We start from the raw sequence: 20,284 nt of genomic DNA, 5'->3' as shown, positions 1-20,284 counted from the left end.
AATAAGAGCAAAATAAACGGCTCTTATCATATTTAAGGTGCTGCTGGTGGCTCGTATGACGGACGCCCATTGAAGTGGATCTCAAACGAAATTTCACCCTTTGCCCCGGCGTCTCCAGACGGCTGACTAATATTGGCAATCGTGCAATCACCTTCGAAAATGCCACCATCAGGCTCCGTCCACCTGAATTGGGTACGGCGAGAGTTGCCAAGTTCCAGCACTTTGCTGAAAATATAATCTTGTGCAGCATCACCATAATAACGGTGACCAGAAAAGGACAGGACAGTTTGAGCACCAATCACATCGGTTTCCCCGTATCCATCCCCATCCATGTATTTATCCTGGGACAATTCCTCATTGTTTGCAGGTTCTGCAGACGCAATACCCGCTGCGATCCTTGCGTATGAACCAGGATCAATTCCAGGCGTAGTATTTATTTCAAATTTATGCTTATTCATTAATTCAAAAGGCACTTGGTTCCCTCCTATTCAAGCTCTGCTGTAAAGAGAGCCGTGTAAATATATTCGTCATGCTCGGTTTTTTCAACGTAATTAGGCAGTGTATAACACTCACATTTGATAAAAGAAAAACTGCCATCAGAGGATATAATCGCCCCTTTGGACAGTCCATCCAGAGCCTTAAAAATTGCCTGTATCGTGTTATAGCAAACTATGTGATTACTATCCTTCACCAGGATTTGAAAGCTGAAATCAGCCGTTTTCCCTTCGATAAAACGAGTGTTCATGGTTGAAGGTGTTTGCCGGATTGCAACCGCTGAAGAATCGCTATCTAAAACTGGTGAATTAATGGGTGCATTCAGCTGCACGTTGTCTTCGATGTAGTCCATGACTCTTAAAAGAAAATCCATTGCCAACCACCTACAATCTACTGAAATAATCCAGGTAATTTCTCTGCACGTCTTCTATCCAGCCTTCTTTTCTTCGGGCCTTTGCAGCTTCGAACCATAGTGCCTGGGCGTTTGGGTTAACTTCTTTCCTGAAATTAATATCCGGATTGTAGTATAGTTTTCGTGCATATTTTGTGCTCCAATAGATTCTCCCCTTGCCAATTAAACTAGAACGGATAGCGGACCGCTCAAGTTCACCGGTATCTTTAGGAATAAAATAATTGGAGTCTTTCAGGACGTCATTATCCAATTGAAGCTGGGTCGCACGCAGAGACCTGTCATGCCGCCTCCTCAGTCCCGGAATGTTAAGGGATGTTTGGACATTAAACTGAATCATTTAAACCAACTCCACTTCGTAATGGTGGAGAGAAAAGGCGTGAACTGGATTAACCTTGTTTACCGTCATCCTTTGACCTTGGAATGTCACCTTGGATTTCTCTTTAAATTCAAAAAGTGCCTCAGAGGACGAGTTCACAACATCAAAAAAGAGCAAAGACTGAAAAGCCTTTTGCTCTGCGATATTGGACCGTTTAATATTCGAAACCGGCTGAACCAGGACATTTGAGAGAGTAATAGGTTGCTTGTATTCTTCATCCATCCTGCCCTTTCCCAAATACTCTTCATAGGTAACAAAGTGGATTAAAACCTTTTTAGGAATAGGCTTAACCACGGACCGTCACCCCTCTATTTAGGAAGCCGGTTGCCCTAAGGTAAGATACAGCAGCCGGACTAATTGGACTATGAGCATTTCCACCTTCAGAATAACTGAAGGCGCCAACGGAAACATTTGCAGGACCGCTTATTCCATGGACAACCGACTCCCCTACACTCGACAAATACTCAACCTGAGCAGCCACTGCCTTTTTAAAGTTCAGCTGAATTACTTGGTGCATAGAATCAAGATCAAGGTAAACAAGAGCAAAATTTGTAATATGATCAATGGAATCACACGCCCTCTCTAATAAACGAGGAAAGGCACCCTCATCTATTGGGGTGCCCATATACACATCAGTGTAAAAAGATTTGTCAATGTAAGGCATGATTACTCATCCTTTTTATCATCAGAATCTTTTGCTTTTGTCTTCCCTGATTTTTTTATAGACTCAGACTTTTTCGGCTCCTCCTCATGTGTCATGTCCTCATTCTGTTTGTTTTCTACTGGTTCATTAGCAAGTTTTTCCACCTTATAACCTCGATTCTTAAACCACTCCAGCAACCATTTATTCTCGGTTTCAGCCTCTCCATTAACAAATAGCAGGGAAGCACTATTCCCGTTGTAATTAGGGTTAGGGCTTTTAATTTTAGCCATAAAAAACGCTCCTTCCTTTATTGAACTTTAATATTCCGGAGAACACCGGCTTTTCGGGTTGCTTTAAGGGCAACAGCTGCCACCATTTCGACTTCACCAGTTTTAACAGCTCCTGGAGAGTTAAAATCAGGCAAGAAAGTTCGAATCACTTTATTACCGGTTGGGGACACACCATGGAATCCATCCATGCCAAGAGAAACAGCATATAGATCTGTTAATCCTGTTTGCTCAGTACCAACCGTACGATTAACGATCGGGACAACTGGAATGGTTGAAGTACCATCATAGAAATACTCAAGATCAAGCAGTGGGATTCCATCATATCCTGTTACGGTGCGTCCAAAGCCATCCTCTGTCTTAGTCGCGTAACCAGCTCGGCGGGCAACCGATTTGATTTTGGTGATTAACTTGCTGTTCCCCATCAGCATGGTTGGCCGGCCATCTAATTCAGCTAGGAAATTATCGATTTCATCCAGTAAAGCAAACTTCTTACTGTCTAAGCCTGCTTCATCTGAAAGATCAATAACAGAATCAGTGTTCAATTCGGTATTAGAACCTGTAAGCGCCTTGTCTAACCCATCAAATGCTTTGGAATCCACAGCTGAATCACCATTAATTACAGTGTAATGGAACAGGTTTGCTGCTCCTTTAATCTTTTGCTGCATTTGGAAGTTCATTTCGTTAATTTGACCACTAGTATCTTGAATTACACGATCAATTTTAAACGCTCCCCCAAAGATTTTAAGATTTACGTATTGATTTTCACGGTCTGCTTCATTTGCTGTGTATTCGCTGTTAATCTCACGGAACCCAGCAGTGGAAGGAGTTTTTAAACGAGTGTAACCGTAAGTTAAGGTTGATCCACCTGTACCAGGTGAAACAGCATTATCGAATGTTAGCTGATCTAAAAGGAAGGAAGCACGACGAAATTCATCAATAACCTGTTGGTCAATATGGTCTGCCATTCCAACCTTTGCTTGCTCTAAAGTAATTGGCATGTTCAATCATCTCCTAATCTTAATTATTGGTTGTTGAGAACCTTTGATTTAGTGCATCTAAAAGAGTGCTAGGCTCCCCACCTGATTGCTTTTGATGCTGCCCCGTTGTGAATTTGATCCCTGATCCTTGCTGATGCTGCTGTTGTTCTGTCTCAAACAAATATGAATCACTTTCTTTGATTGCTTTTAATTGCTCCTCTAAACCTAAGAGCTTTTCTCCATCTAGCTTGATAGCTTCCTTGTTTAGCAGGCCTTCAACTGCCTTTGGATTTTTAGCCTTGGCACCAGAAAGGGCTTCCTTTAAAGCAAAATCAAAAGCCTGCTGATCCAGCTTGGCCTGATAATCAGATGCTGTCTTTTTGTTTAACTCAGTCAGATCGTTAATTTGTTTAGTGAGCTCTTCGTTACCAGCCGCCTTTATTTTTAAGTCAGACAACTGTTCATCACGATCTTTAAGCTGTTTCTTAAGGTCCTTATTGTCATTGTTCACCTGGTCGAACTTTTCTTTCGGAAACCAATTTCCATCAGAAACAATAGCAATTTTGTTTTCCCCTGCTTTCTGAATGACCCGGTTATATAAGTCCTCACCCAGTAATTCTTTTAAATTCATCTTTACCGCTCCTTTTTAATGTTTTTTAGCGTGTCACACCTCACGCAAAGGTTCCGTTTCTTTATAGCGTCTAACCCTTAAAAAGACACATAATAAAAAGCCTTAACCGAAATAGTTAGGCTCCTTTGGTTTCTTTAATTCATTAATTTCTTCTTGCATCTTAATCATGTGTAATGACATGTTATCGAGAATGTTATTTTGTTCCTCAACCTTCTTTTTTAGGTCTTCGAATTCTTTTTTTGATACCCACATTAATAAATCTGCTCCCTTTGATAATGGCGCCCCCGCCCAGTAGCAGCAATAAACTCACGCATAGTAGCCTGACGCTCTCTCACCCTCTGTTTTGCCATTTTAATTCCAAAATCGTCACCGATGGCACTCATCATATTGAGTTCCCTCTTTGCCTGGCGAATACGCCTTTCCAGATAACGCTGCTGCTGGCTTTGCTCATATACTTTACGGTTTTCTTCAGCTGGGTAAGATTTGTAGGTCCGTTTTGTGATCCCTTCAATAAAGGGATACTTTACATGCCTGCAATTAATGCCAAAAAGCCCGTCTGGTTCTCCATAACTTGTAGATGAGAGAGAAGGGTATTTTGGATGTCTGCCGCTTCGTGAGAAAATTCTTCCTTGGTACTTAGCACACTTTGGCCTGGCTCCTGAATGGCTGCTAATTTCAACTAGATCAGCACCGTATTCATCCATCCGAGTATCTTGCATGTCATTCGCCACGTTATTGCTCATAGATCGAACCACAGCGTTGATATAGGCTTCTGTAGACCATTGTCTTCCCGCTTTATCTATCAACGCAGGAACGCCCTTTTCTGCCCATTTCCTTGCGGTTCCCCTGAGAACTTCTTGTGGAGTTGTCGTTCCGGCCAGGACTTTCCCGACCGTTTGATTAATAATATCCAAGTAAATCTGCCTGGACTGGTCTAACAATGTGGAATTAACAAGGTTGAAAGTTTCCTTGGCCTGATTTTGATAAGAGATCATAACAGCCTGCAGGGCGGTACTAGAAGCAATGGCAGGGGCTTTTACTAATAAGCCTTGCTGAACCGCTTCAGTCAGACTCCCTTCGTTTACTTCAAGTGCTCCATATCCCGCTTCCTCCAGCATTTCTGTGACAGCATCTATAGATAGACCTGCATGCTTTGCAATGGTAATGATATTTCTCTGAGTAAGTGACTCTAACTGCGCCAACTGCTCTGCCTGCCAAGATTGTATCCCATCCTCTGTCAAGAGAGATTGGTGTTTCTTGAGCAAATTCGCTACATTCAGCAGTAATTCTTCTTCAACAGAGAGAAAAACCTCCACAACTGGCATGGATAACTGCTGCTGTTTGAGTGGATCCATTATTTAGCACCCTGATTCTGTTGGTTTACCAGTGCTTTACTTGCTTGATTATTTTGAGGTTGCCCCTTGTTCTTATTTATTCCAAAGAAATCAATCGCTTCAGCTGTAGCAGTTGCTTGTTCTGCCTGTATTTCTGCAAGCATTTCCTCAGCCTCTTTGTCAGTGAGACCATGTATTTTCATTAGTGCTTTCTTTTTTAATTGCAGTCCATTGGAAAGAAGCTTAATCTGCTCGTTAATATCCGCGTCTTTATCTTGAGCAATTGAATCATCAAAGGCCACGGATACTTCATATTTAGCTGGACGAGGAAAAACATTAAAGGCATCGGCAGTCTCGACAATGGCTTCCACAAGTTCCTGTATAGCCGCCTCTACATTTGTTTCATGGTCCTGTTTGGTCCTGAATGTCTCACTATTCTCAGAGATTACTTCAGTAGCTGTTTTTACCCCGGCACCGTCAAAAGTAAAGGTTCCCGCATTAAAACCAATCTGCATGGCGAGGATATTCAGAAGAGCATTAATTGAGGAGATATGCTCTTCTACCCGCAGCTGAACTGAAATGTCTTTGATTGCATCTGCATCCATGTCTCCAAGGTTCATAGCTTCATAAACTTCATCATCCGCATCAAAGTAACGGGTGATTTGTCCCGATACAGGGTCAATGGTAGTTTTTATTGCTGTCTCTGGAACAATAATCCGCTTCTTTCCTAGGGCAAACTCACGCTGGAAGCTATCAAAAGCGATATCAAGAGATTTAAGTGTATCCAAAGCATTAGCAAAAATTGAAATCCCTAACGGACTATTTGTATCAAAGTTGTTAGCGATATTCGGTTTAAAGTAAACGAAAATTGTTTTTTTAATGGTATGAAAGATAATCTCTTCCTCCAGATCAGTAAACTGGGTAGATAAAGGTACTTTCACACCTATTTCGTTGTCAGCCTTGGATTCATACAACTCATTTCTAATCACATATTCTCCATCTTCCCAAAGGTGCCATTAAAGGTGAGTATAGCGCTTGTCTCCTTTTCTAAAAGTACTGACAAAAACACCTTCCGTAATTCTGAAATTATCCCAAGCTAAAGGAATGAAGCAGTCGGCAGTGGTGTATGAAATCTTAATTCTTCCACCCTCGAAGTAGGCTTTCATCACCATTCCGCCCAGGGCAAACCCATATTCCAAATAACGCCGAAACTCTCTATTAAACCTATTTTCTTTCAGAACTTCCTTTATCGTTTTCTCTAGAGATTCCTCAGAAACGTTGATTTCACACTTTTCATTAAAAATGAGAGTAGCCATTTTTTGAGAGGCGACTTTCGCCATCCTCATGGAAGCTCTTTTCCGCTGCTTCATTCCATTTAAGGTCATATAGGATGTGTCATGCCAATCTTTGTAATACCCAGCATAAATGTCCTTCCACATTTCGATACGATCATACATTTCATCACTTACAGGAATCTCTTTCTTGTCTGTTAGCTGCTTAATTCCTTTGATAAGATTCATTTTGTACATCACCTGCCTTATGCGGGCCAGCATGTTTTTAAACATCGGTTGTCACCGCCTTAATATTTCAATCCGAGCTTCCTCAAATTATCCTGAACATAATACTGGAAGGCGTCACAAGTATGATCATCAATCTTGATGATTTTTGGATCATCACTCTGCAAAGTATCCGCATCCCACTGATACTTTTTATGTTCGGTGAGAAAAATCTCATTGGCTGCTGATTTAAGCACAAAAAAACGCCCCTGCGCTAATAAGTCCTGGACGTTGTCAATCATATCTATTTTCTTTTTCTTTGTTACTGGATGAAGCCGGATACCATAATCCTTAAAGAACTGGTTCCGTAAAGCTCCCTCTGCAGAATCGATGGTTTGCTGATCAAAGTGTCGATTATAGGTTTGCTGGATTTTATCCATCCATTCTTTTAATTCCTCTGAAAGCTCGCTTGGAGCCTTTTTTACGACTTTGTTTTCCGGGCTATAGTAAAAGGTATCAAGAAGTATTACATTCCGTTTTTTCGTAAATCCAAAAGCCAGGAATGTCGTAGCAGATACTTGATGCCCGGTATCAATAGCAATATCGATAAGAATTAAATCATCATCTTTTGGCAGCTCATCGATTTCATGGAAGTGGTCCATATTGTACACCATGTCACCAAGACCAATAACCTCACCGGCATACATCCACCGCCAGTAATCCTCATCATTCTCCTTGTACTTCTCAATCTTCCGGATCATCTGCTCTGATAAGAATCCCTTTTTATCATCAAGATACGTTGAATGATGAATGAAATAATCAGGGTCCCCTGCCTTAGTATCTAACCACTCATTGATCCAGCTGTATGGATTTCTGGGAGGGTTGTAGGAGAAATACACCTTAACCTCTTTTCCTTCAATCTCCTGCCGGATAAAAGTATCCTCAACGATATCAATATCCTCAACACCAGCAAATTCTGCTGCTTCCTCAAACCACAGTGCCATGACATAGCCTTTTGCAATTTTGGCTGACTTAATCTTCATTGGATCGTCAACGCCATAAAAATAAAAGGCTGTATTAGTGGCTTTATGGCGGATTATTAGAGGAGATTTCCCAAAGTAAAACTCATCCTCTACCCCCAGCATGTATATGGCCCATTTAATTTGCTCGTAAATAGAAGTAGAAAGGTATTTTCCTACTTTCCTTAGACAAACCACATTGCCCAGGTCATCTTCCAAGAAATCGACCACAAGTTTCAGACTAATCACTGAGGATTTCATAGACGAACGGCCGCCTTTTGCGACTATATGGGACTGTTCAGCAAGCCAGAGGGAATAGAAATTGACGTTCATCAAGTTCATGACATTAATCGTTTTGACCGTCATTTTCTAACGCCTTTCTCATTGCTTCTTTATCATTAACGATAACGACCTTGCTGCCATCTCCACCCTCTTGTTTGATTTCAGCCTTGGTCTTTTCGATATTTGTTCGCATTAGCTCTAGCTTTAGCCTGCGCTCATCATGTATGTGCGCCATCTCATCAAATTGCTTAATCAAGGAACGCAGCTCACCCATGGCCCTGGACTGAGCATTTAAAAAGTTAGCATGCTTATCCCAAGCGAATTGATATTCCCATTCTCTTTCCTCACCAAAATTTGAGTCCTTTTTCTTTTTTAATGCCTTTGTTATATCGTCTTTATTTTCAACAAACATAATTCTCTGCGCACGAATAATGGCAGCATACTGAATCTGTATTTGATTCCATAGAAGATCAGTTGGAGAACGTTCGTTCAAGCTCTCCATTATCTCTAATGTGTCTCTTGGCAAGAACTTTGAGAATAAGCCATGCTTCTCTGCAACCTTGTTCCGTTTTGTAAATAGATTCTGAGGGTTAGGATTTCCACTTCTTTTCCTTGGAGCATCCTCGTTTTTTAGGGTTGCAACCTTTTTACTTTTGGTTGCACCCTTTTTAAGAGATCCTCTTGACCATCCTTCACGGCTTTTCCTGCTCTTTAATGTGCCGATTTTAACATCGTGTTTCTCAGCAAGTGCCTTTAATGTGATCTTAGAGGTCTCATATTCTTTTCTAATTTCATCCCATTTCATTACATGGCACCTACCTCCTGTCTAATTTTTTTCAAAAGAAAAAGCACCCAGAAGGATGCTTCTATCCACCACGATTACCAGCCACTAGCTGCAGAGGCTCTTGCAGGTTTTGCAAAGCTTATTCTTGTCACAAGGTTCATGTTGATTGCAGTCTCTGCTTTACTATAAATGTACCAACCAGAATGACTGGTTAACTTGTTAAGCAATTGTTCTGCAGATTCCCCTTCTATTTCTAAAGTTTTAGAATTCTCATGGTCGAAGCTAAATCTTACTTTGAATTTTTGCATCTTAACACCCCTCCTTTACATCACTATTCGACAAAAGGAGATATTTCCCTCCAAAAATAAACAGCAAGGTGGGACTCAACGAACAAAAATAGAGGAAGCAGCTTGTTACCTGCCTCCCCGTCCTGCCTTCAATTTTAGCAAGCAGATTTATGTTTTAGCAACTTCGTATCATTTGTACCGTCTGTCCCATTTGGCACATCTTCACTCATTTTCTTAACAATTGAATCTTTAATACGTCCAATGTGGGTATGAGACAGTCCCATATGCATTGCAATCCATCTATGACTTTTGCCTTCAAGAAGCCAATGAAGAACCTCAATTTGCCTATCATCCTTAATAAGATGCATTCGATCCTGAATAAGAGAAATCTTAGCCTCATACTTTTGAATAATAGAATATCTTCTTTCTCTCCTGACATACTCCATATAAACTGGATCACTTTTAGTTCCTTTTGCTTTCGGCATTCCAGCCTCATCACCAAACTGTGCTGTGAGTCCTTCTCCAGCATCTTTCATTGAGTTCCTTAGAACCTTTATTGAGTTCATCATCCAATGATAATCCTTCAGAATGGATTCAATTTGTTTGCTGGCAGCTTCTTTCATTAAAAACACTCCTTTGGATATAATAAAAAAATGGACACCAAACAACGCTTAATTCGCCATTCAGTGCCCCTGGTTGTTCCAGTAGACTTATTTTGTTTTTTTATGAATTTTTTATTGAGCAATTAAAAATAATAAATCTAATAAATACAAAGGAGATGAACAGCTATGACATACCACAAAATGATTCGAAGTGTCCTTGGCGTTGATGTACGCCCCCGTTCCAGCAATGAACTAGATAATACTTTCACACACGATCCCTTTGCAAACCCAATAATACATAAACAAATAAACGGTACTGAAATTGTGCCAATTAATCTTAGTAAGTTATGGGGTAAATAAATTGTACCTATAACTTGATCGAATAATTCAATTCATAATGAGAAGGCTTCCCTGATTGCCAGGAAATCACTTGTTTACCATACCCTTTTGGCGGGGTATCGACTAATACTAAATGGCCGTCTTTTACGATATACACTGCATTTTTCATTAAATCGATTTCAGTTGTCATTTTTTCTATATTGGTTTTCACCAGGAATCCCTCCCAAGTGCTAAAATTATATTAGGTCGGCCGGGAGAAATCCTGGCTTTTTCTTATTACTAATTTTTGTCGTTTTTTGACAAGTTTTGTCGAAATCATTTAATATTTTTCCTTTATCTGTAATAATAGTTCCTGGACTTTTATTATTTAAAGGAGCAAAATAATGTGTCGTTTCTGCCGAGAGCTTAGAAAAAAGATTAAATTTTATAGAAAAGTGCTTTTGGAAACCGGATTAAGAAAAGGGTTAGATGACCCTGAAACTATAAGAAACAGTCAATCTCTTGATAAATTAATTTTCAAGTATCAATCAAAATGCAGTTAACATTTTAAATTTCAAATAAGAGTCGAGATACATATTCTCTGTTTCAATTTTTATAAAAACACTGAATTAATATTTATAATCCAAATGGCCATTCACAAACATATGCTAATATCCTAATAAATTTTAAAATGGACTAATATGAATTCCTTCATTTTCTCGCCAATCTGCGTAGAGTATACGTTTAACATTATCATAGCCATTGGTAATTAATTGATTATCTAACCACTGTTGATCAAATCCGAGTTCATGTAAATTATCCTTTAATACTTCCCCATCTATAATTAACGCTGTTGGAAGGTATACTGGACTTTCTAGAAGACTGAGATCTTGCTTGTCTGGTTTTTGATACTTCGATTGTAATAATATACTTATTTGCCCATTAGCTTCCAATATACCGTATTTGACTTCGCGAACAGAAAAAACCTGATTTTGTCGAAGTATACTTAATACTTGATTTACATCCAATCTGTTCTTTTTAAGTAACTTTCTATCCATTACACCATCCCGAATAATGATGTTAGGATCCCCCAATAAGAGAGAACGTGTCGATTTATTTTTTAGAGTCAAGAACTCTATCCCCAACATGAGAAGCGTCCACAATCCGATGGCATATAAAAAGTGAAAAATCCCTACCTTATTTTCATAAATGGTATTTCCTAAAAAATCTCCAAGCACTAATACAAAAACTAAGTGAAACGGGGTTAACTGAGAGATTGATGTTCTACCGGTTATGATAATGATAAAAAATAAGGTGACAAAACCTACTATGACTTTGATTGTCAGTAAACCCAAAAAAACTTCACCCAAAATTTATTCCTCCATTTTATATTTCACTCGATTTCAAAAATCCTCATGTTTTAAAATATTTATATTACAACATGTAAGCTAATTAAAATCAGAAAGATAAATAATACCGGTTTTTTCAACTTATAATAATGGAGAAAACAGGCGGGCACTCTGTTCAACAATCCGCTCGGTCAGAGGTCGTTCAAGCAAGTCTTCAATTTTTAATGGAATAGAATCAGTAAGATCACGTTCGAACTGATCTGTGAGTTCCCTCGCCACATCAGCACTGTACAAGACTTGACACACCTCATAATGCAGGCGAAAACTTCTCATATCATAGTTTGCTGAGCCTACGGCAGCAATCTCCTCATCGATGGTCAACACCTTCGCATGTATCATTCCTTTGTCGTACTGGTAGATTTGAACTCCAGCTTCTATAAGTTCTCCGTAATAAGTACGGCTTGCAAGGCCCACGATTTTTTGATTATTATGGCGAGGAACCAGCAATCTTACACGGACACCACGAGCTACTGCTGTCTTTAATGCCATGATAATATCCGTTTCTGGTACAAAATAGGGTGTTGTTAAATCAATAGTCTTGGTCGCCTGTGTTATACATATAAAGTAAGCTTGCCGAATGACTGGGGTAGGAATTCCAGGGTTTCCTTCCAACGTATGGATATACGCTTTATGCAATGTCCTAGTTTTTGCGGATATGTCCATTTCTTTATCATCAAGGGTGCTCAACTCTGATCCCAATTCGGCTGACCATTTGGAATGATCTGCTCTGCCGATTGAATTGATTTTCGTTACCTCTGATTTTGTTTTCAAATTTATTTTTGATTTTATCCGTTCCGGCACAGCAATTTCCCAATGAACATCAAAGACAGTCTGCAAATCGGCTGATGCTTCTCCTATGACTTGCAAATGAGTATCCCGCCAGAAGCCAACGGCAGGATTCAATCCTGTATATTCATATCCTATGTTAATGCCACCATTAAAAGCTATCTTTCCGTCGATTATGGCCATCTTACAATGATCCCGATAATTCCAATTGGACAAAATCCAGGGAAATCGTAAAGGAAATATTGTCCTGCATTCTATCCCTGCTTCAAGCATCTGCCTGATTTTTTTACGCGGGAAATTATAACTCCCCAAGCCATCTCTCATAAAACGAACCCGCACTCCATTTACTGCTTTTTCGATTAGCAGTTCTGTGATGCGACTACCAATTTGGTCATTCCTAAATATGAAATATTCCAGATCAATCGTTTTTTGGGCTTTTTGGAGGGATTCAATGAGTTGTTCATATTTTGCTATTCCATTGTCAAATACTTGGACTTGGCCCGTTCGAAGCCCATTCACAGTGAAGTGCCGTAAAGCATCGGCGATTACCGAGGCTGAATCACCAAATGTATCAGGTAATTTATTAGATTCACTTTTAGAAGAGGTCAATCTTTTCCGATGAATAAACTTAGGATTTGATATGCTAAGATAAAGCAAGAAACCAATGATAGGTAAAAGAAGGACGATTATTATCCAATTCAAAGCCTTGGCAGGCCTGCGTACATCCCGAATTGCTATGATTAAGATAAAAAACGTATTTATCAAGTATAGATAAAAAATCCATTCCAACTAAAAGTCCTCCCTTGTTTTTCTCTTAACATCTACAAAAAGTGTTGATATTATACTTTTAGAATAGGAATGAAAAGTTTAGATATATGGCTTACGCCTCTTATGCAGTTCTTTTTTCGCCATAATTACATATTTTTCATCCAACCGGGAACTTTAAACTTAAACGAGCAGAACCAACCATCCAAAGACCGAATAAAAGTGCTCCAGGTCCATGCTTGCAATTTTTTTCCTGCATTATAGGACAGAGTACGTGCCTATCTCCATTCTTCTTTATGACCTTAAAAATTTCAGTCCTTACTCACAAATTATTGTAGGTGACTTATAATGCTAAGTTGGATTTACGAAAATGTCATCAATACCGTATATTTTATCTTGGCAATCATATTTAGCTTTCCTGTGATATTTTTCATTGCATGGATTGTGGTTTATAGTTCTGCAAGGAAAAATGACGGATGACTTTAATAGCTGAATCAATCTTATGTTTCATTCCAACCTCGGCCATGCAACCATCTATCAATCTTACCTACAAAGAGTTCTAATCCACCAAATATACCTTTTTCATCAAGGTGAAAGGCGGAGCCATAAAAATCTGGCCCCTGATAATGACAAACGCCCTGGTACTTCTCATGCTTCCGGATAAGTAGCCGTTCCTTCCCTCTGTAAAACTCCAACTCTTCGCCTTGTTTTAGTTCAGCTATCTGATCTTCAAGGGCAAAGGAGAATAAGTCTAATTGCTTCATTCCCTCACCACCAACGAAATTTATAATCCATAAGTCACGAAATTATCATTTTTTGTCACATTTTGTCGTTTTCTACTATATTCACTGTGTTAATATACCTATAATGGCAAATTTTACGAAAGTAAAAGACGCAAAGCCACGGGCCTAAGGTAAAAGCTAAGGCAGCCGGGTTACCGAGATTTATCAATCTCGTAAATCTCTTATAACTCCTTTCTTAAATTTGCCTAATTTTCAAAAAGGGAGTTTGATATGATTAATAAAGTACTAATTGCTGATGATTCTATGTTTATGAGACAAATACTTAAAAGAACCTTGTCTGAAGGCAACTATCAAGTAATTGCTGAAGCCTCTGATGGTTGCGAAGCTATATCACTTTTCAAGAAGTCTTCCCCAGATATCGTATTACTAGACTTAACAATGTCATGTAAAGATGGAATGGCTGTTTTAAAAGAGATCAAGAATCTTGATCCAAATGCAAAAGTTGTTATATGCTCCGCAATGGGACAATCTAAATTAATCGTGGAAGCTTTAAATTATGGTGCTAAAGATTTTATTGTAAAACCGTACTTTAATGAATTAATCCCCGCATTAAATAAGCTTGTCAGCTAAACAACCTCTTTATAGGGGTCTTTTTTTTGAGGAAACTTAGCAGCAAGCTCAGCTTCGCTGCTTTTAAAATCATATGGCGTTGTGTTTTTCCGAGTAGCATTTCACGCATGGACCCTCAATGTAGAAATAATTTGGCTTTCCACAAATCTTGCAAGTCTTTGAGTAAGTATTCCAGCGTTTATTGCAGTCCCTGCATTCAAGTAATAAGAGGTTATTTCGATGTCCTATCACTGTCCCCTTGGCCAGACATTTTGGACAGCGAGTAACTAATTTAACATTTGTGATAGTCATTTTTCATATCTCCCTTCAAAACCAGTTATTTTGTGTACCCTCTGTATTAATCTCCCGAAAAGATGCCAGTACAAGCTCATATTTCAGTTCCTCGTAATCACAATCGTGGATTCTCTTTCCTGACTGAGCCTTAGAAATATTCAGTTCTGACAATCTCTTGATGAGGATATTCCTTTTCTGTTGCATAACGGATTCATATAGGATCCCCATGGTTTCAACTCCCTGATCTTAATATTTTTAGCTTTTCATTTAGTTCTGCCTTTTTACGGGCCAGCTCATCTTGATTGCTAGGCACTTCCCGCTCTTGCATTTTCCTCAGCATTTCATCAAGTTCAGCCTTATCGGCAGCAATTTGGTCAGGTGATTTTTCCTTTATCGGTTGTTTTGGTTGCTCATTTTCATAAAACCAATCTGGCAGCATTTCCGTACGTATTGGCTTGGATCGCATACCCTTAGGTCTATAAGAATTATTGCTTTTAAAAGGCTTAACGTTTTTAGCTGCTTCTTTTGCCTGTTCTCTTGCTACTAAGGCATCATAATGATCCATGATGTATTTTTCGCAGTAACCAAAGGCTTTAATGGCACCATTTGGCTGACGTTCTTTGTATTCAGCAAAACACTGTTCAAGCAATTTGATTGTTTGTGGCAACGGCATACCACGGGCGACAATCCGGGCGATTGCTTCATAATCTTTTGTTGTTGGGTAAACAGAACGTCCTTCTTGTATCGTTCGTAACTCTATGAATCTTTCAGCAATAATATCTACAGGGTCATTTTCTTTAGTAATAGTAGTATTATTTATCTTTGTAATATCTTTATTAGAGTGGACACTTTTGTCCACATGACTGGACGTTTCTGTCCACTCTGGACTGGACGTTTTTGTCCGGTCTCCATCAGACTGGACGTTTTTGTCCACTCTCTCTTTACTGTATTTTTTAGAGTTTTTAACAGTTATAATATATCCATAAGGTGCTCTGGTGATCTTTATGTAACCATGTGTTTCTAGGTCATCCAGCCACCTTTGAACAGTTCTTTCGCTAACTCCAAAAGGTTTTGCCAACTCTGAGCGTTTCAATGGCTTATTTCCTAACACGATGCCCCAGGTTACTCCATCTCGTTCAATCTCTTTTGTAGTGGAACTGACGCACCAGAGAAAAAGCCACAATGCTGATCCAATTTTTTTGTAATGTTTCGGCTCTAATAATCCTGAATAGGTTGGAAATGGATAACTTTCGGGCACCGTATCACCTACTTCCTATGGACATTTTTATGACATGGCACGCATATCAGATTCCCCGATAGTTTCACATTTGAATATAAAATACTTTGAAAATACATCTCCATTTGGAATACGAATGGTCTTAACAAACATGTGATTCACTCCCTCTCACATACAGCAAATCCGTTTTTAACCCCTTTTACTTTGTAATCCGGATACCTCCGCATATACTCTAAAACAAGCATTTTCAAGTGTTCTTTATCTCTAGCCTCCTCCCAGATCCATGCTGGAAGGAGGACATTTGTTTTGTTACTCTGCATCTTCAAAATCTATGTCCAATGATTCCTGGGCGGACATATTTTTGCTAGTTTTTTTCTTCTTTTGATCCACATCAATAATTTCTTGTTCGGCAGCTGATTCTTGATCTTCTTGGCTTGGTGGATCGAATTGAATGGACTCTTCATATTCATTAACATCATCCGTAATATCTTTTACCTCACGCTCCTGCTCGTCTTCTGAGAATGCCTTTTGCATATCGATGGACAAGATGCCCCATTTGCCTAACATGTTCCTAAGAACCGTTTTCATTGCCATGGCATCATAATCAGATCGCCAGACATTATTAAGTGATTTCTTATCTTTTGCCTTGTTATGCTTAATCCGGTGCGCCTCTACTTCGTCCCGGGTCCAATAGACTGTTTTTTCAAAGCCATTGACTAACTTAAAGTAGCCACAATAACCGATAACCTTATCACTTTTCTTGGCGTCCAAATCAAGGTCAATTTCCTCCGTCAGACGATTCCACTTTAGAAGTTCCCCTTCGTATACCGGTATTACATTTATGGCCTTGTACTGGCCGCTTCTTAATGCCAGCTGAATGTAGCCTTTGTAGCCCAGCTGGAACTGTGCTGCCTTATACCCTTTTTTAGAATCGTAAAAAGCAACAATCCATGCGTAACCTAGGTTTTTATCAACAGGTAAATCGAGAGATGCAGCAACCATTGCACTAGATACAATGGACATTGGCTCAGCTTCTCGTAGGCCAGTATCTCCGTTATATAAGTTAAGGACGGATGCCATAAATTGCGGAGCTTTATTGGCTAATACCTGCTCAAATTTCTTTTGCATTGTTGGCGTATTTAGTAGACTTTTAAGTCCAAGTGATTGAGCTGATACTTGCTTTGCTGCTGTCTCCTGTCTATTAGCTAATTGATTCTTCAATTCTGTATTGGTCGCCATCAATTAATCTCCTTTACAGCAAATTTTCGGAACGAGGATTCTTTCAAAACTTTTTTGTAAATGTCCGGAAACTTTTCTTTCAGTGCTTTAGAATCCACACTTTTTCTACCCTGATTCTTCCAAGTAACTATAAATTGATCAGTAATACCTGTTTCAGCATCCTTCAATACTTCTTTTAATTTGTTTTCTATTTCCGTTTTTGCTGTTTTAATCAGCTTTTCATCGGATTTCACTTTTTCATATTGAACCAGCAAATCTTTGTAATCAGATGGAAGGACAATTTCTTTATTCTTCACAGCGCGATCATACTTCTCTCTCAAATACTTCTCAGCTGCGCTGGATCCATCAAGATCAGGAGCATGCCCTTGCAGTACGTGATATTCCCAAAAATGCTTTTCAGCATTGAAAATCATCTCGATAAGCTCCTGGTCTCGCTCTACTTCCTTCCAGATGAACTTGTTACCACCGACAAGAACAGCGATATACCCCTTTTCCTTTTCTGTAACTCCGAGATAATGCTGAAGCTGCACAAGGTAGCTTGCTGGAACTTCTTCACCTTCCCACTCTTTAGCGAGATATGCACTGGCTGTCTTGCATTCCAAAACCGCTGATTCTCCAACAACTAAACGGTCAACGTTTGCTTTTATAAAAGGATACTTGGGATGGTTATACATGAAATTTGTTCGGCGGACTTTTTTACCTGTACGCTTTTCAAATTCCTTGGCAACCACATTTTCCATTTGATTTCCCCAGTAAATTGCTTCATTATCAGTTTCCTGTGGTTCGACCTGGCCTGTCTTTTCAAGCCAAAGTTCAAAAGGTGTACGAAATTTATTAACACCAAGAATGATTCCAGCATCACTCCCACCGATTCCTTTTGCTCGTTCTTGCAGCCATTCAAACCGGCTCATATCCTTTGTAGGAACTGCATTGTTAACTGCCAAAGTTTTACCTCCCTTTACCGCTTTAATACGACATGTTACAATGACAGTACAAATCTTTTGTTTACTACCCCTTAAGACTCCAGCCGCTAACTGGGGTCCTTTTTCATGCAGTTTTAAAAATAAACTCCATCACCTCTGTTAAGAACCGCTCTAAATTGTCCTTCAAAATGATTTCACCGTCATATTCCGCTATGTCGTCACCATCAAGGATCTCGTCACCAAAATAATCTAGCCCCACGTGTTCAGGCTGTTCAACCATATTCGGGTATCCAGACCTCTCTATTTGGTCAATCATAGGATGATTCATTTTTACCCTCCTCTCTATGTATTAGGTGCTTTATTCACACCGCGATAAGCCGAAACGTAGTTGATGGGGGAATGGTAGATATTCGTTCCGACTTATCGCGGCAGGAACAAAGGTTCTTGCCGCCCTATTCTAGTGGTGGTAGAATAGTAGTAACGATATTTAGTGGCAGTGAGCTGTGGTGAGCTTACTGCTTTTCTTTTTGATTTGAAGTAAAATCTCCAATTAAAATTCCCATAATGAAAATAAAATAGGTTCCAAAAATCATAGCTAGGACATAACCCAAGTCCATTCATGAACCCTCCTTTGGAGTACGAATCCTCGCAGCCCAATCAATCTTGACTCCTTGGCTCTTCAATCTCTTAATTAATTGTTCCAGCTTCTCTTTTCTGGTTAGAACCATTGGATTATTCCTCCTATCAACGGCATTAACTGCTGCAATATCATCACTGGATCTACCCCTGTCACAATGGCACATGCCACATCTTTAGCTGAGGTAACATCTGCCCACTTAATTAAAGTGGCGACATCCAATGTTTTTTTATCTGTTTCAAATTTTGAAATACAACTCCGTGAACGATGAAGTTTCTCTGCGATTTCCTCCTGTGTAAGACCTGCTCGCTCCCGGCATGCTTTCAATACTGCGCCGAAAGTCAATCCTTTGTCCCTCCCTTCTATGTTCCAATTTGGAAACGTTCCAGTATGGAACCGACAAATTAATAGATTGCTATTAAAATTAATAGATGAAAGGAAGTGCACCGAATCTTTTTGAGGCTGGCAGCTTCGTTCGGTGCCTTCACTCATGAAACTTTTCTAGGAAACCAGTTTTCTATGTAGCTGAGAGCTAATTGAAGTTCCTTTCTCTTAATGTCTTTGTAGCTTGCTACACCAAAACGGTCCTTTATTTCCCGATGTAGTTCCCTGAAGAGCTTTGATCGGAACTCTGGATTACTTTCCAGCTCATAAACCTTTTGAGCGATTCCTTTCTGCACACGTCGTTGTTCGCCACTGGATAGAGTGATATGCTCTTCGACTTTATGATCAATCTCATAGACTAACTTTCTGATTTTATGTTGTTCAGCTTTAATGGTTTGAGTATCCTCCATAAGATCTGCAGTTGTTCTCAGCACCGTTACCAGAGCCTGATCTTTTGATAGAGGAACCATGTCTTCTTTAATCGTGTAGTATTCATCGACCAGCCTTTCAAATGCATCCCATGCTTGCTCAGTATTTAGTGATTTAGCGTGAAGCCAAGCTCCTTTTTCAGTCCAAAGATAGAGAATAGAAGTAAATTTAAGGCTGTCGTCAAATTGACGTGACCCTTTGAATTCCCGTAATTCTTCTCCGGATAAGGCAAAATAATGTTTGCCTTGAACATACCGATCAGCATTTCTTTGAAAGTTCCGGTTAATAATTTTTGCTTCTGTTCCAAAAGCTGCTGCAAGCTGAGTGGTTGTTAATACTCGCTTACCTCTTTGGCAAATAGGCTGCAATTGATTCATTTACATAGCCTCCAGACTTTTTTGTTCTTGGTCTCGCATCCAGGCATTTATTGTTTCCAAGGAAAAGAAGATTCTCCGTCTAACTCTGAAATGCGGGATTTGCTTTTCACGGACCATCGTATAAATCGTGTCAGGATGGACACCAATATAATCTGCCACTTCCTGAGCTGTGAGTGTTTTTCGCTGCACTTTGAAATGATCCTGGGAAATTAACTTTCTGAGCTCCATTCTTTTACCTCCTATTATGCCGTGGTCTTATTCAACTTTATGTTGAATTCTTTATCAAAAAAATTTGAAGGGGAAACTCCTAATATGTTAGATATAATTTCTAATTCGTTTGTTGTTATTGGTCTTTTTCCAGTCTCTTTCATACTGTATGACTGAACTGTAATGTTTAACTTATTAGAAATTACTATCTGGCTAATATTCTTAGCTTTTCTTACTGCTCTAATTTTTTCATGTAATTTCATATCATCACCTCCAAAATTAAACATAAAGTTTAAAAT

Annotated in this window: 27 protein-coding genes, 2 pseudogenes and 1 riboswitch; of the genes and pseudogenes, 2 read left to right on the top strand and 27 right to left on the bottom strand. The window is 39.3% G+C overall.

What is annotated here, in order from left to right:
- Positions 1 to 32: 32 nt before the first annotated feature.
- From CE058_RS12000 to CE058_RS11925, 16 genes and pseudogenes are all read right to left on the bottom strand, one after another.
- Positions 33 to 473, bottom strand: a complete 441-nt coding sequence (locus CE058_RS12000; protein WP_226280702.1) for a phage tail tube protein — start codon at positions 471 to 473, stop codon at positions 33 to 35.
- Between the two features lie 11 nt (positions 474 to 484).
- Positions 485 to 868, bottom strand: a complete 384-nt coding sequence (locus CE058_RS11995) for a minor capsid protein (RefSeq protein WP_163142873.1) — start codon at positions 866 to 868, stop codon at positions 485 to 487.
- A 10-nt stretch (positions 869 to 878) separates the two neighbouring features.
- Positions 879 to 1,244, bottom strand: a complete 366-nt coding sequence (locus CE058_RS11990; protein ID WP_163142870.1) for a minor capsid protein — start codon at positions 1,242 to 1,244, stop codon at positions 879 to 881.
- Positions 1,245 to 1,577, bottom strand: coding sequence for a putative minor capsid protein (locus tag CE058_RS11985; RefSeq protein ID WP_163142867.1), 333 nt, complete (start codon positions 1,575 to 1,577; stop codon positions 1,245 to 1,247).
- The gene (locus CE058_RS11980; protein ID WP_053071305.1) at positions 1,570 to 1,947 is read right to left on the bottom strand and encodes a head-tail connector protein; all 378 of its coding nucleotides are present in this window, start codon (positions 1,945 to 1,947) and stop codon (positions 1,570 to 1,572) included. Before CE058_RS11980 ends, CE058_RS11985 begins: the two co-directional genes overlap by 8 nt.
- A 2-nt stretch (positions 1,948 to 1,949) precedes the next feature.
- Positions 1,950 to 2,216, bottom strand: a complete 267-nt coding sequence (locus CE058_RS11975; RefSeq protein WP_163142865.1) for a hypothetical protein — start codon at positions 2,214 to 2,216, stop codon at positions 1,950 to 1,952.
- Positions 2,217 to 2,233: 17 nt separating this feature from the next.
- On the bottom strand, positions 2,234 to 3,214 hold the full coding sequence (locus CE058_RS11970; protein ID WP_048008035.1) for a major capsid protein: 981 nt from the start codon (positions 3,212 to 3,214) through the stop codon (positions 2,234 to 2,236).
- A 19-nt stretch (positions 3,215 to 3,233) separates the two neighbouring features.
- The gene (locus tag CE058_RS11965) at positions 3,234 to 3,824 is read right to left on the bottom strand and encodes a phage scaffolding protein (protein ID WP_163142862.1); all 591 of its coding nucleotides are present in this window, start codon (positions 3,822 to 3,824) and stop codon (positions 3,234 to 3,236) included.
- A gap of 102 nt (positions 3,825 to 3,926) precedes the next feature.
- A complete protein-coding gene (locus CE058_RS11960; protein ID WP_156185101.1) occupies positions 3,927 to 4,076 on the bottom strand; it encodes a hypothetical protein in 150 nt (49 codons plus the stop codon).
- Complete coding sequence (locus CE058_RS11955; protein ID WP_163142859.1) at positions 4,076 to 5,179, bottom strand: phage minor capsid protein; 1,104 nt, start codon at positions 5,177 to 5,179, stop codon at positions 4,076 to 4,078. The genes CE058_RS11960 and CE058_RS11955 overlap by 1 nt, the downstream gene beginning before the upstream one ends.
- Positions 5,179 to 6,723, bottom strand: a pseudogene (locus tag CE058_RS11950) (phage portal protein). Before CE058_RS11950 ends, CE058_RS11955 begins: the two are co-directional and overlap by 1 nt.
- A gap of 14 nt (positions 6,724 to 6,737) precedes the next feature.
- Positions 6,738 to 8,039, bottom strand: coding sequence for a PBSX family phage terminase large subunit (locus CE058_RS11945; RefSeq protein WP_163142857.1), 1,302 nt, complete (start codon positions 8,037 to 8,039; stop codon positions 6,738 to 6,740).
- Positions 8,020 to 8,760 (bottom strand): phage terminase small subunit, encoded by a 741-nt coding sequence (gene terS / locus CE058_RS11940; RefSeq protein ID WP_163142854.1) that lies wholly within the window; start codon positions 8,758 to 8,760, stop codon positions 8,020 to 8,022. Before terS ends, CE058_RS11945 begins: the two co-directional genes overlap by 20 nt.
- A gap of 74 nt (positions 8,761 to 8,834) precedes the next feature.
- Entirely contained in the window at positions 8,835 to 9,047 is a 213-nt protein-coding gene (locus CE058_RS11935) for a hypothetical protein (RefSeq protein ID WP_163142851.1), read from the bottom strand.
- Positions 9,048 to 9,181: 134 nt separating this feature from the next.
- Positions 9,182 to 9,649, bottom strand: coding sequence for a helix-turn-helix transcriptional regulator (locus CE058_RS11930; RefSeq protein WP_163142848.1), 468 nt, complete (start codon positions 9,647 to 9,649; stop codon positions 9,182 to 9,184).
- Positions 9,650 to 9,995: 346 nt separating this feature from the next.
- On the bottom strand, positions 9,996 to 10,178 hold the full coding sequence (locus CE058_RS11925) for a DUF3954 domain-containing protein (RefSeq protein ID WP_163142845.1): 183 nt from the start codon (positions 10,176 to 10,178) through the stop codon (positions 9,996 to 9,998).
- A gap of 172 nt (positions 10,179 to 10,350) precedes the next feature.
- Here CE058_RS11925 and CE058_RS11920 point away from each other — a divergent pair, with 172 nt between their 5' ends.
- Positions 10,351 to 10,509 carry an aspartyl-phosphate phosphatase Spo0E family protein gene (locus CE058_RS11920; RefSeq protein ID WP_163142842.1) on the top strand — a complete coding sequence of 53 codons (159 nt, stop codon included), beginning with the start codon at positions 10,351 to 10,353 and terminating at the stop codon, positions 10,507 to 10,509.
- Positions 10,510 to 10,632: 123 nt separating this feature from the next.
- Here the strand turns inward: CE058_RS11920 and CE058_RS11915 are convergent, their stop codons facing one another.
- The 3 genes from CE058_RS11915 to CE058_RS11905 all read right to left on the bottom strand — a co-directional run bounded on the left by CE058_RS11915 (position 10,633) and on the right by CE058_RS11905 (position 13,670).
- A complete protein-coding gene (locus CE058_RS11915; protein WP_163142839.1) occupies positions 10,633 to 11,316 on the bottom strand; it encodes a DUF421 domain-containing protein in 684 nt (227 codons plus the stop codon).
- 120 nt (positions 11,317 to 11,436) lie between these two features.
- A complete protein-coding gene (locus tag CE058_RS11910; RefSeq protein WP_163142836.1) occupies positions 11,437 to 12,930 on the bottom strand; it encodes a phospholipase D-like domain-containing protein in 1,494 nt (497 codons plus the stop codon).
- Between the two features lie 476 nt (positions 12,931 to 13,406).
- Positions 13,407 to 13,670: a hypothetical protein gene (locus CE058_RS11905; RefSeq protein ID WP_048011682.1), complete on the bottom strand. Its 264-nt coding sequence runs from the start codon at positions 13,668 to 13,670 to the stop codon at positions 13,407 to 13,409.
- Positions 13,671 to 13,765: 95 nt separating this feature from the next.
- Positions 13,766 to 13,848, top strand: a riboswitch (cyclic di-GMP riboswitch).
- Positions 13,849 to 13,919: 71 nt separating this feature from the next.
- Here CE058_RS11905 and CE058_RS11900 point away from each other — a divergent pair.
- Positions 13,920 to 14,279 (top strand): response regulator, encoded by a 360-nt coding sequence (locus tag CE058_RS11900; protein ID WP_163142833.1) that lies wholly within the window; start codon positions 13,920 to 13,922, stop codon positions 14,277 to 14,279.
- Between the two features lie 727 nt (positions 14,280 to 15,006).
- On the opposite strand, the pseudogene CE058_RS11890 reads toward CE058_RS11900, so the two are convergent.
- The 8 genes and pseudogenes from CE058_RS11890 to CE058_RS11855 form a co-directional block, all read right to left on the bottom strand.
- Positions 15,007 to 15,810: pseudogene (locus tag CE058_RS11890) on the bottom strand (hypothetical protein); the annotation flags it as partial.
- Positions 15,811 to 16,098: 288 nt separating this feature from the next.
- Positions 16,099 to 17,028 carry a recombinase RecT gene (locus CE058_RS11885; protein ID WP_163142825.1) on the bottom strand — a complete coding sequence of 310 codons (930 nt, stop codon included), beginning with the start codon at positions 17,026 to 17,028 and terminating at the stop codon, positions 16,099 to 16,101.
- Positions 17,028 to 17,939 carry a YqaJ viral recombinase family nuclease gene (locus CE058_RS11880; RefSeq protein ID WP_204260536.1) on the bottom strand — a complete coding sequence of 304 codons (912 nt, stop codon included), beginning with the start codon at positions 17,937 to 17,939 and terminating at the stop codon, positions 17,028 to 17,030. Before CE058_RS11880 ends, CE058_RS11885 begins: the two co-directional genes overlap by 1 nt.
- A gap of 136 nt (positions 17,940 to 18,075) precedes the next feature.
- The gene (locus tag CE058_RS11875; protein WP_163142819.1) at positions 18,076 to 18,279 is read right to left on the bottom strand and encodes a YqaI family protein; all 204 of its coding nucleotides are present in this window, start codon (positions 18,277 to 18,279) and stop codon (positions 18,076 to 18,078) included.
- A gap of 390 nt (positions 18,280 to 18,669) precedes the next feature.
- Positions 18,670 to 18,933, bottom strand: a complete 264-nt coding sequence (locus tag CE058_RS11870; protein ID WP_009330644.1) for a helix-turn-helix domain-containing protein — start codon at positions 18,931 to 18,933, stop codon at positions 18,670 to 18,672.
- A 143-nt stretch (positions 18,934 to 19,076) separates the two neighbouring features.
- Positions 19,077 to 19,778 carry an ORF6N domain-containing protein gene (locus CE058_RS11865; protein WP_163142816.1) on the bottom strand — a complete coding sequence of 234 codons (702 nt, stop codon included), beginning with the start codon at positions 19,776 to 19,778 and terminating at the stop codon, positions 19,077 to 19,079.
- A complete protein-coding gene (locus CE058_RS11860) occupies positions 19,779 to 19,967 on the bottom strand; it encodes a helix-turn-helix domain-containing protein (protein ID WP_026041684.1) in 189 nt (62 codons plus the stop codon).
- A 53-nt stretch (positions 19,968 to 20,020) separates the two neighbouring features.
- Positions 20,021 to 20,248, bottom strand: coding sequence for a helix-turn-helix domain-containing protein (locus CE058_RS11855; RefSeq protein WP_019381514.1), 228 nt, complete (start codon positions 20,246 to 20,248; stop codon positions 20,021 to 20,023).
- Between the last annotated feature and the right edge of the window lie 36 nt (positions 20,249 to 20,284).

Source organism: Bacillus sp. 22-7 (assembly GCF_010628845.1).
Lineage (GTDB): Bacteria > Bacillota > Bacilli > Bacillales > Cytobacillaceae > Cytobacillus > Cytobacillus firmus_B.
The sequence above is the reverse complement of the archived record's forward strand: the minus strand, read 5'-3'. Positions and strand labels throughout refer to the sequence as shown.

Coding starts and splice junctions, on each gene's coding strand:
- CE058_RS11995 (WP_163142873.1), bottom strand. CDS start 868: ATGGATTTTCTTTTAAGAGTCATGGACTACATCGAAGACAACGTGCAG.
- CE058_RS11990 (WP_163142870.1), bottom strand. CDS start 1,244: ATGATTCAGTTTAATGTCCAAACATCCCTTAACATTCCGGGACTGAGG.
- CE058_RS11980 (WP_053071305.1), bottom strand. CDS start 1,947: ATGCCTTACATTGACAAATCTTTTTACACTGATGTGTATATGGGCACC.
- CE058_RS11975 (WP_163142865.1), bottom strand. CDS start 2,216: ATGGCTAAAATTAAAAGCCCTAACCCTAATTACAACGGGAATAGTGCT.
- CE058_RS11970 (WP_048008035.1), bottom strand. CDS start 3,214: ATGCCAATTACTTTAGAGCAAGCAAAGGTTGGAATGGCAGACCATATT.
- CE058_RS11965 (WP_163142862.1), bottom strand. CDS start 3,824: ATGAATTTAAAAGAATTACTGGGTGAGGACTTATATAACCGGGTCATT.
- CE058_RS11960 (WP_156185101.1), bottom strand. CDS start 4,076: ATGTGGGTATCAAAAAAAGAATTCGAAGACCTAAAAAAGAAGGTTGAG.
- CE058_RS11955 (WP_163142859.1), bottom strand. CDS start 5,179: ATGGATCCACTCAAACAGCAGCAGTTATCCATGCCAGTTGTGGAGGTT.
- CE058_RS11945 (WP_163142857.1), bottom strand. CDS start 8,039: ATGACGGTCAAAACGATTAATGTCATGAACTTGATGAACGTCAATTTC.
- terS (WP_163142854.1), bottom strand. CDS start 8,760: ATGAAATGGGATGAAATTAGAAAAGAATATGAGACCTCTAAGATCACA.
- CE058_RS11935 (WP_163142851.1), bottom strand. CDS start 9,047: ATGCAAAAATTCAAAGTAAGATTTAGCTTCGACCATGAGAATTCTAAA.
- CE058_RS11930 (WP_163142848.1), bottom strand. CDS start 9,649: ATGAAAGAAGCTGCCAGCAAACAAATTGAATCCATTCTGAAGGATTAT.
- CE058_RS11920 (WP_163142842.1), top strand. CDS start 10,351: ATGTGTCGTTTCTGCCGAGAGCTTAGAAAAAAGATTAAATTTTATAGA.
- CE058_RS11905 (WP_048011682.1), bottom strand. CDS start 13,670: ATGAAGCAATTAGACTTATTCTCCTTTGCCCTTGAAGATCAGATAGCT.
- CE058_RS11900 (WP_163142833.1), top strand. CDS start 13,920: ATGATTAATAAAGTACTAATTGCTGATGATTCTATGTTTATGAGACAA.
- CE058_RS11885 (WP_163142825.1), bottom strand. CDS start 17,028: ATGGCGACCAATACAGAATTGAAGAATCAATTAGCTAATAGACAGGAG.
- CE058_RS11880 (WP_204260536.1), bottom strand. CDS start 17,939: ATGAGCCGGTTTGAATGGCTGCAAGAACGAGCAAAAGGAATCGGTGGG.
- CE058_RS11875 (WP_163142819.1), bottom strand. CDS start 18,279: ATGAATCATCCTATGATTGACCAAATAGAGAGGTCTGGATACCCGAAT.
- CE058_RS11865 (WP_163142816.1), bottom strand. CDS start 19,778: ATGAATCAATTGCAGCCTATTTGCCAAAGAGGTAAGCGAGTATTAACA.
- CE058_RS11855 (WP_019381514.1), bottom strand. CDS start 20,248: ATGAAATTACATGAAAAAATTAGAGCAGTAAGAAAAGCTAAGAATATT.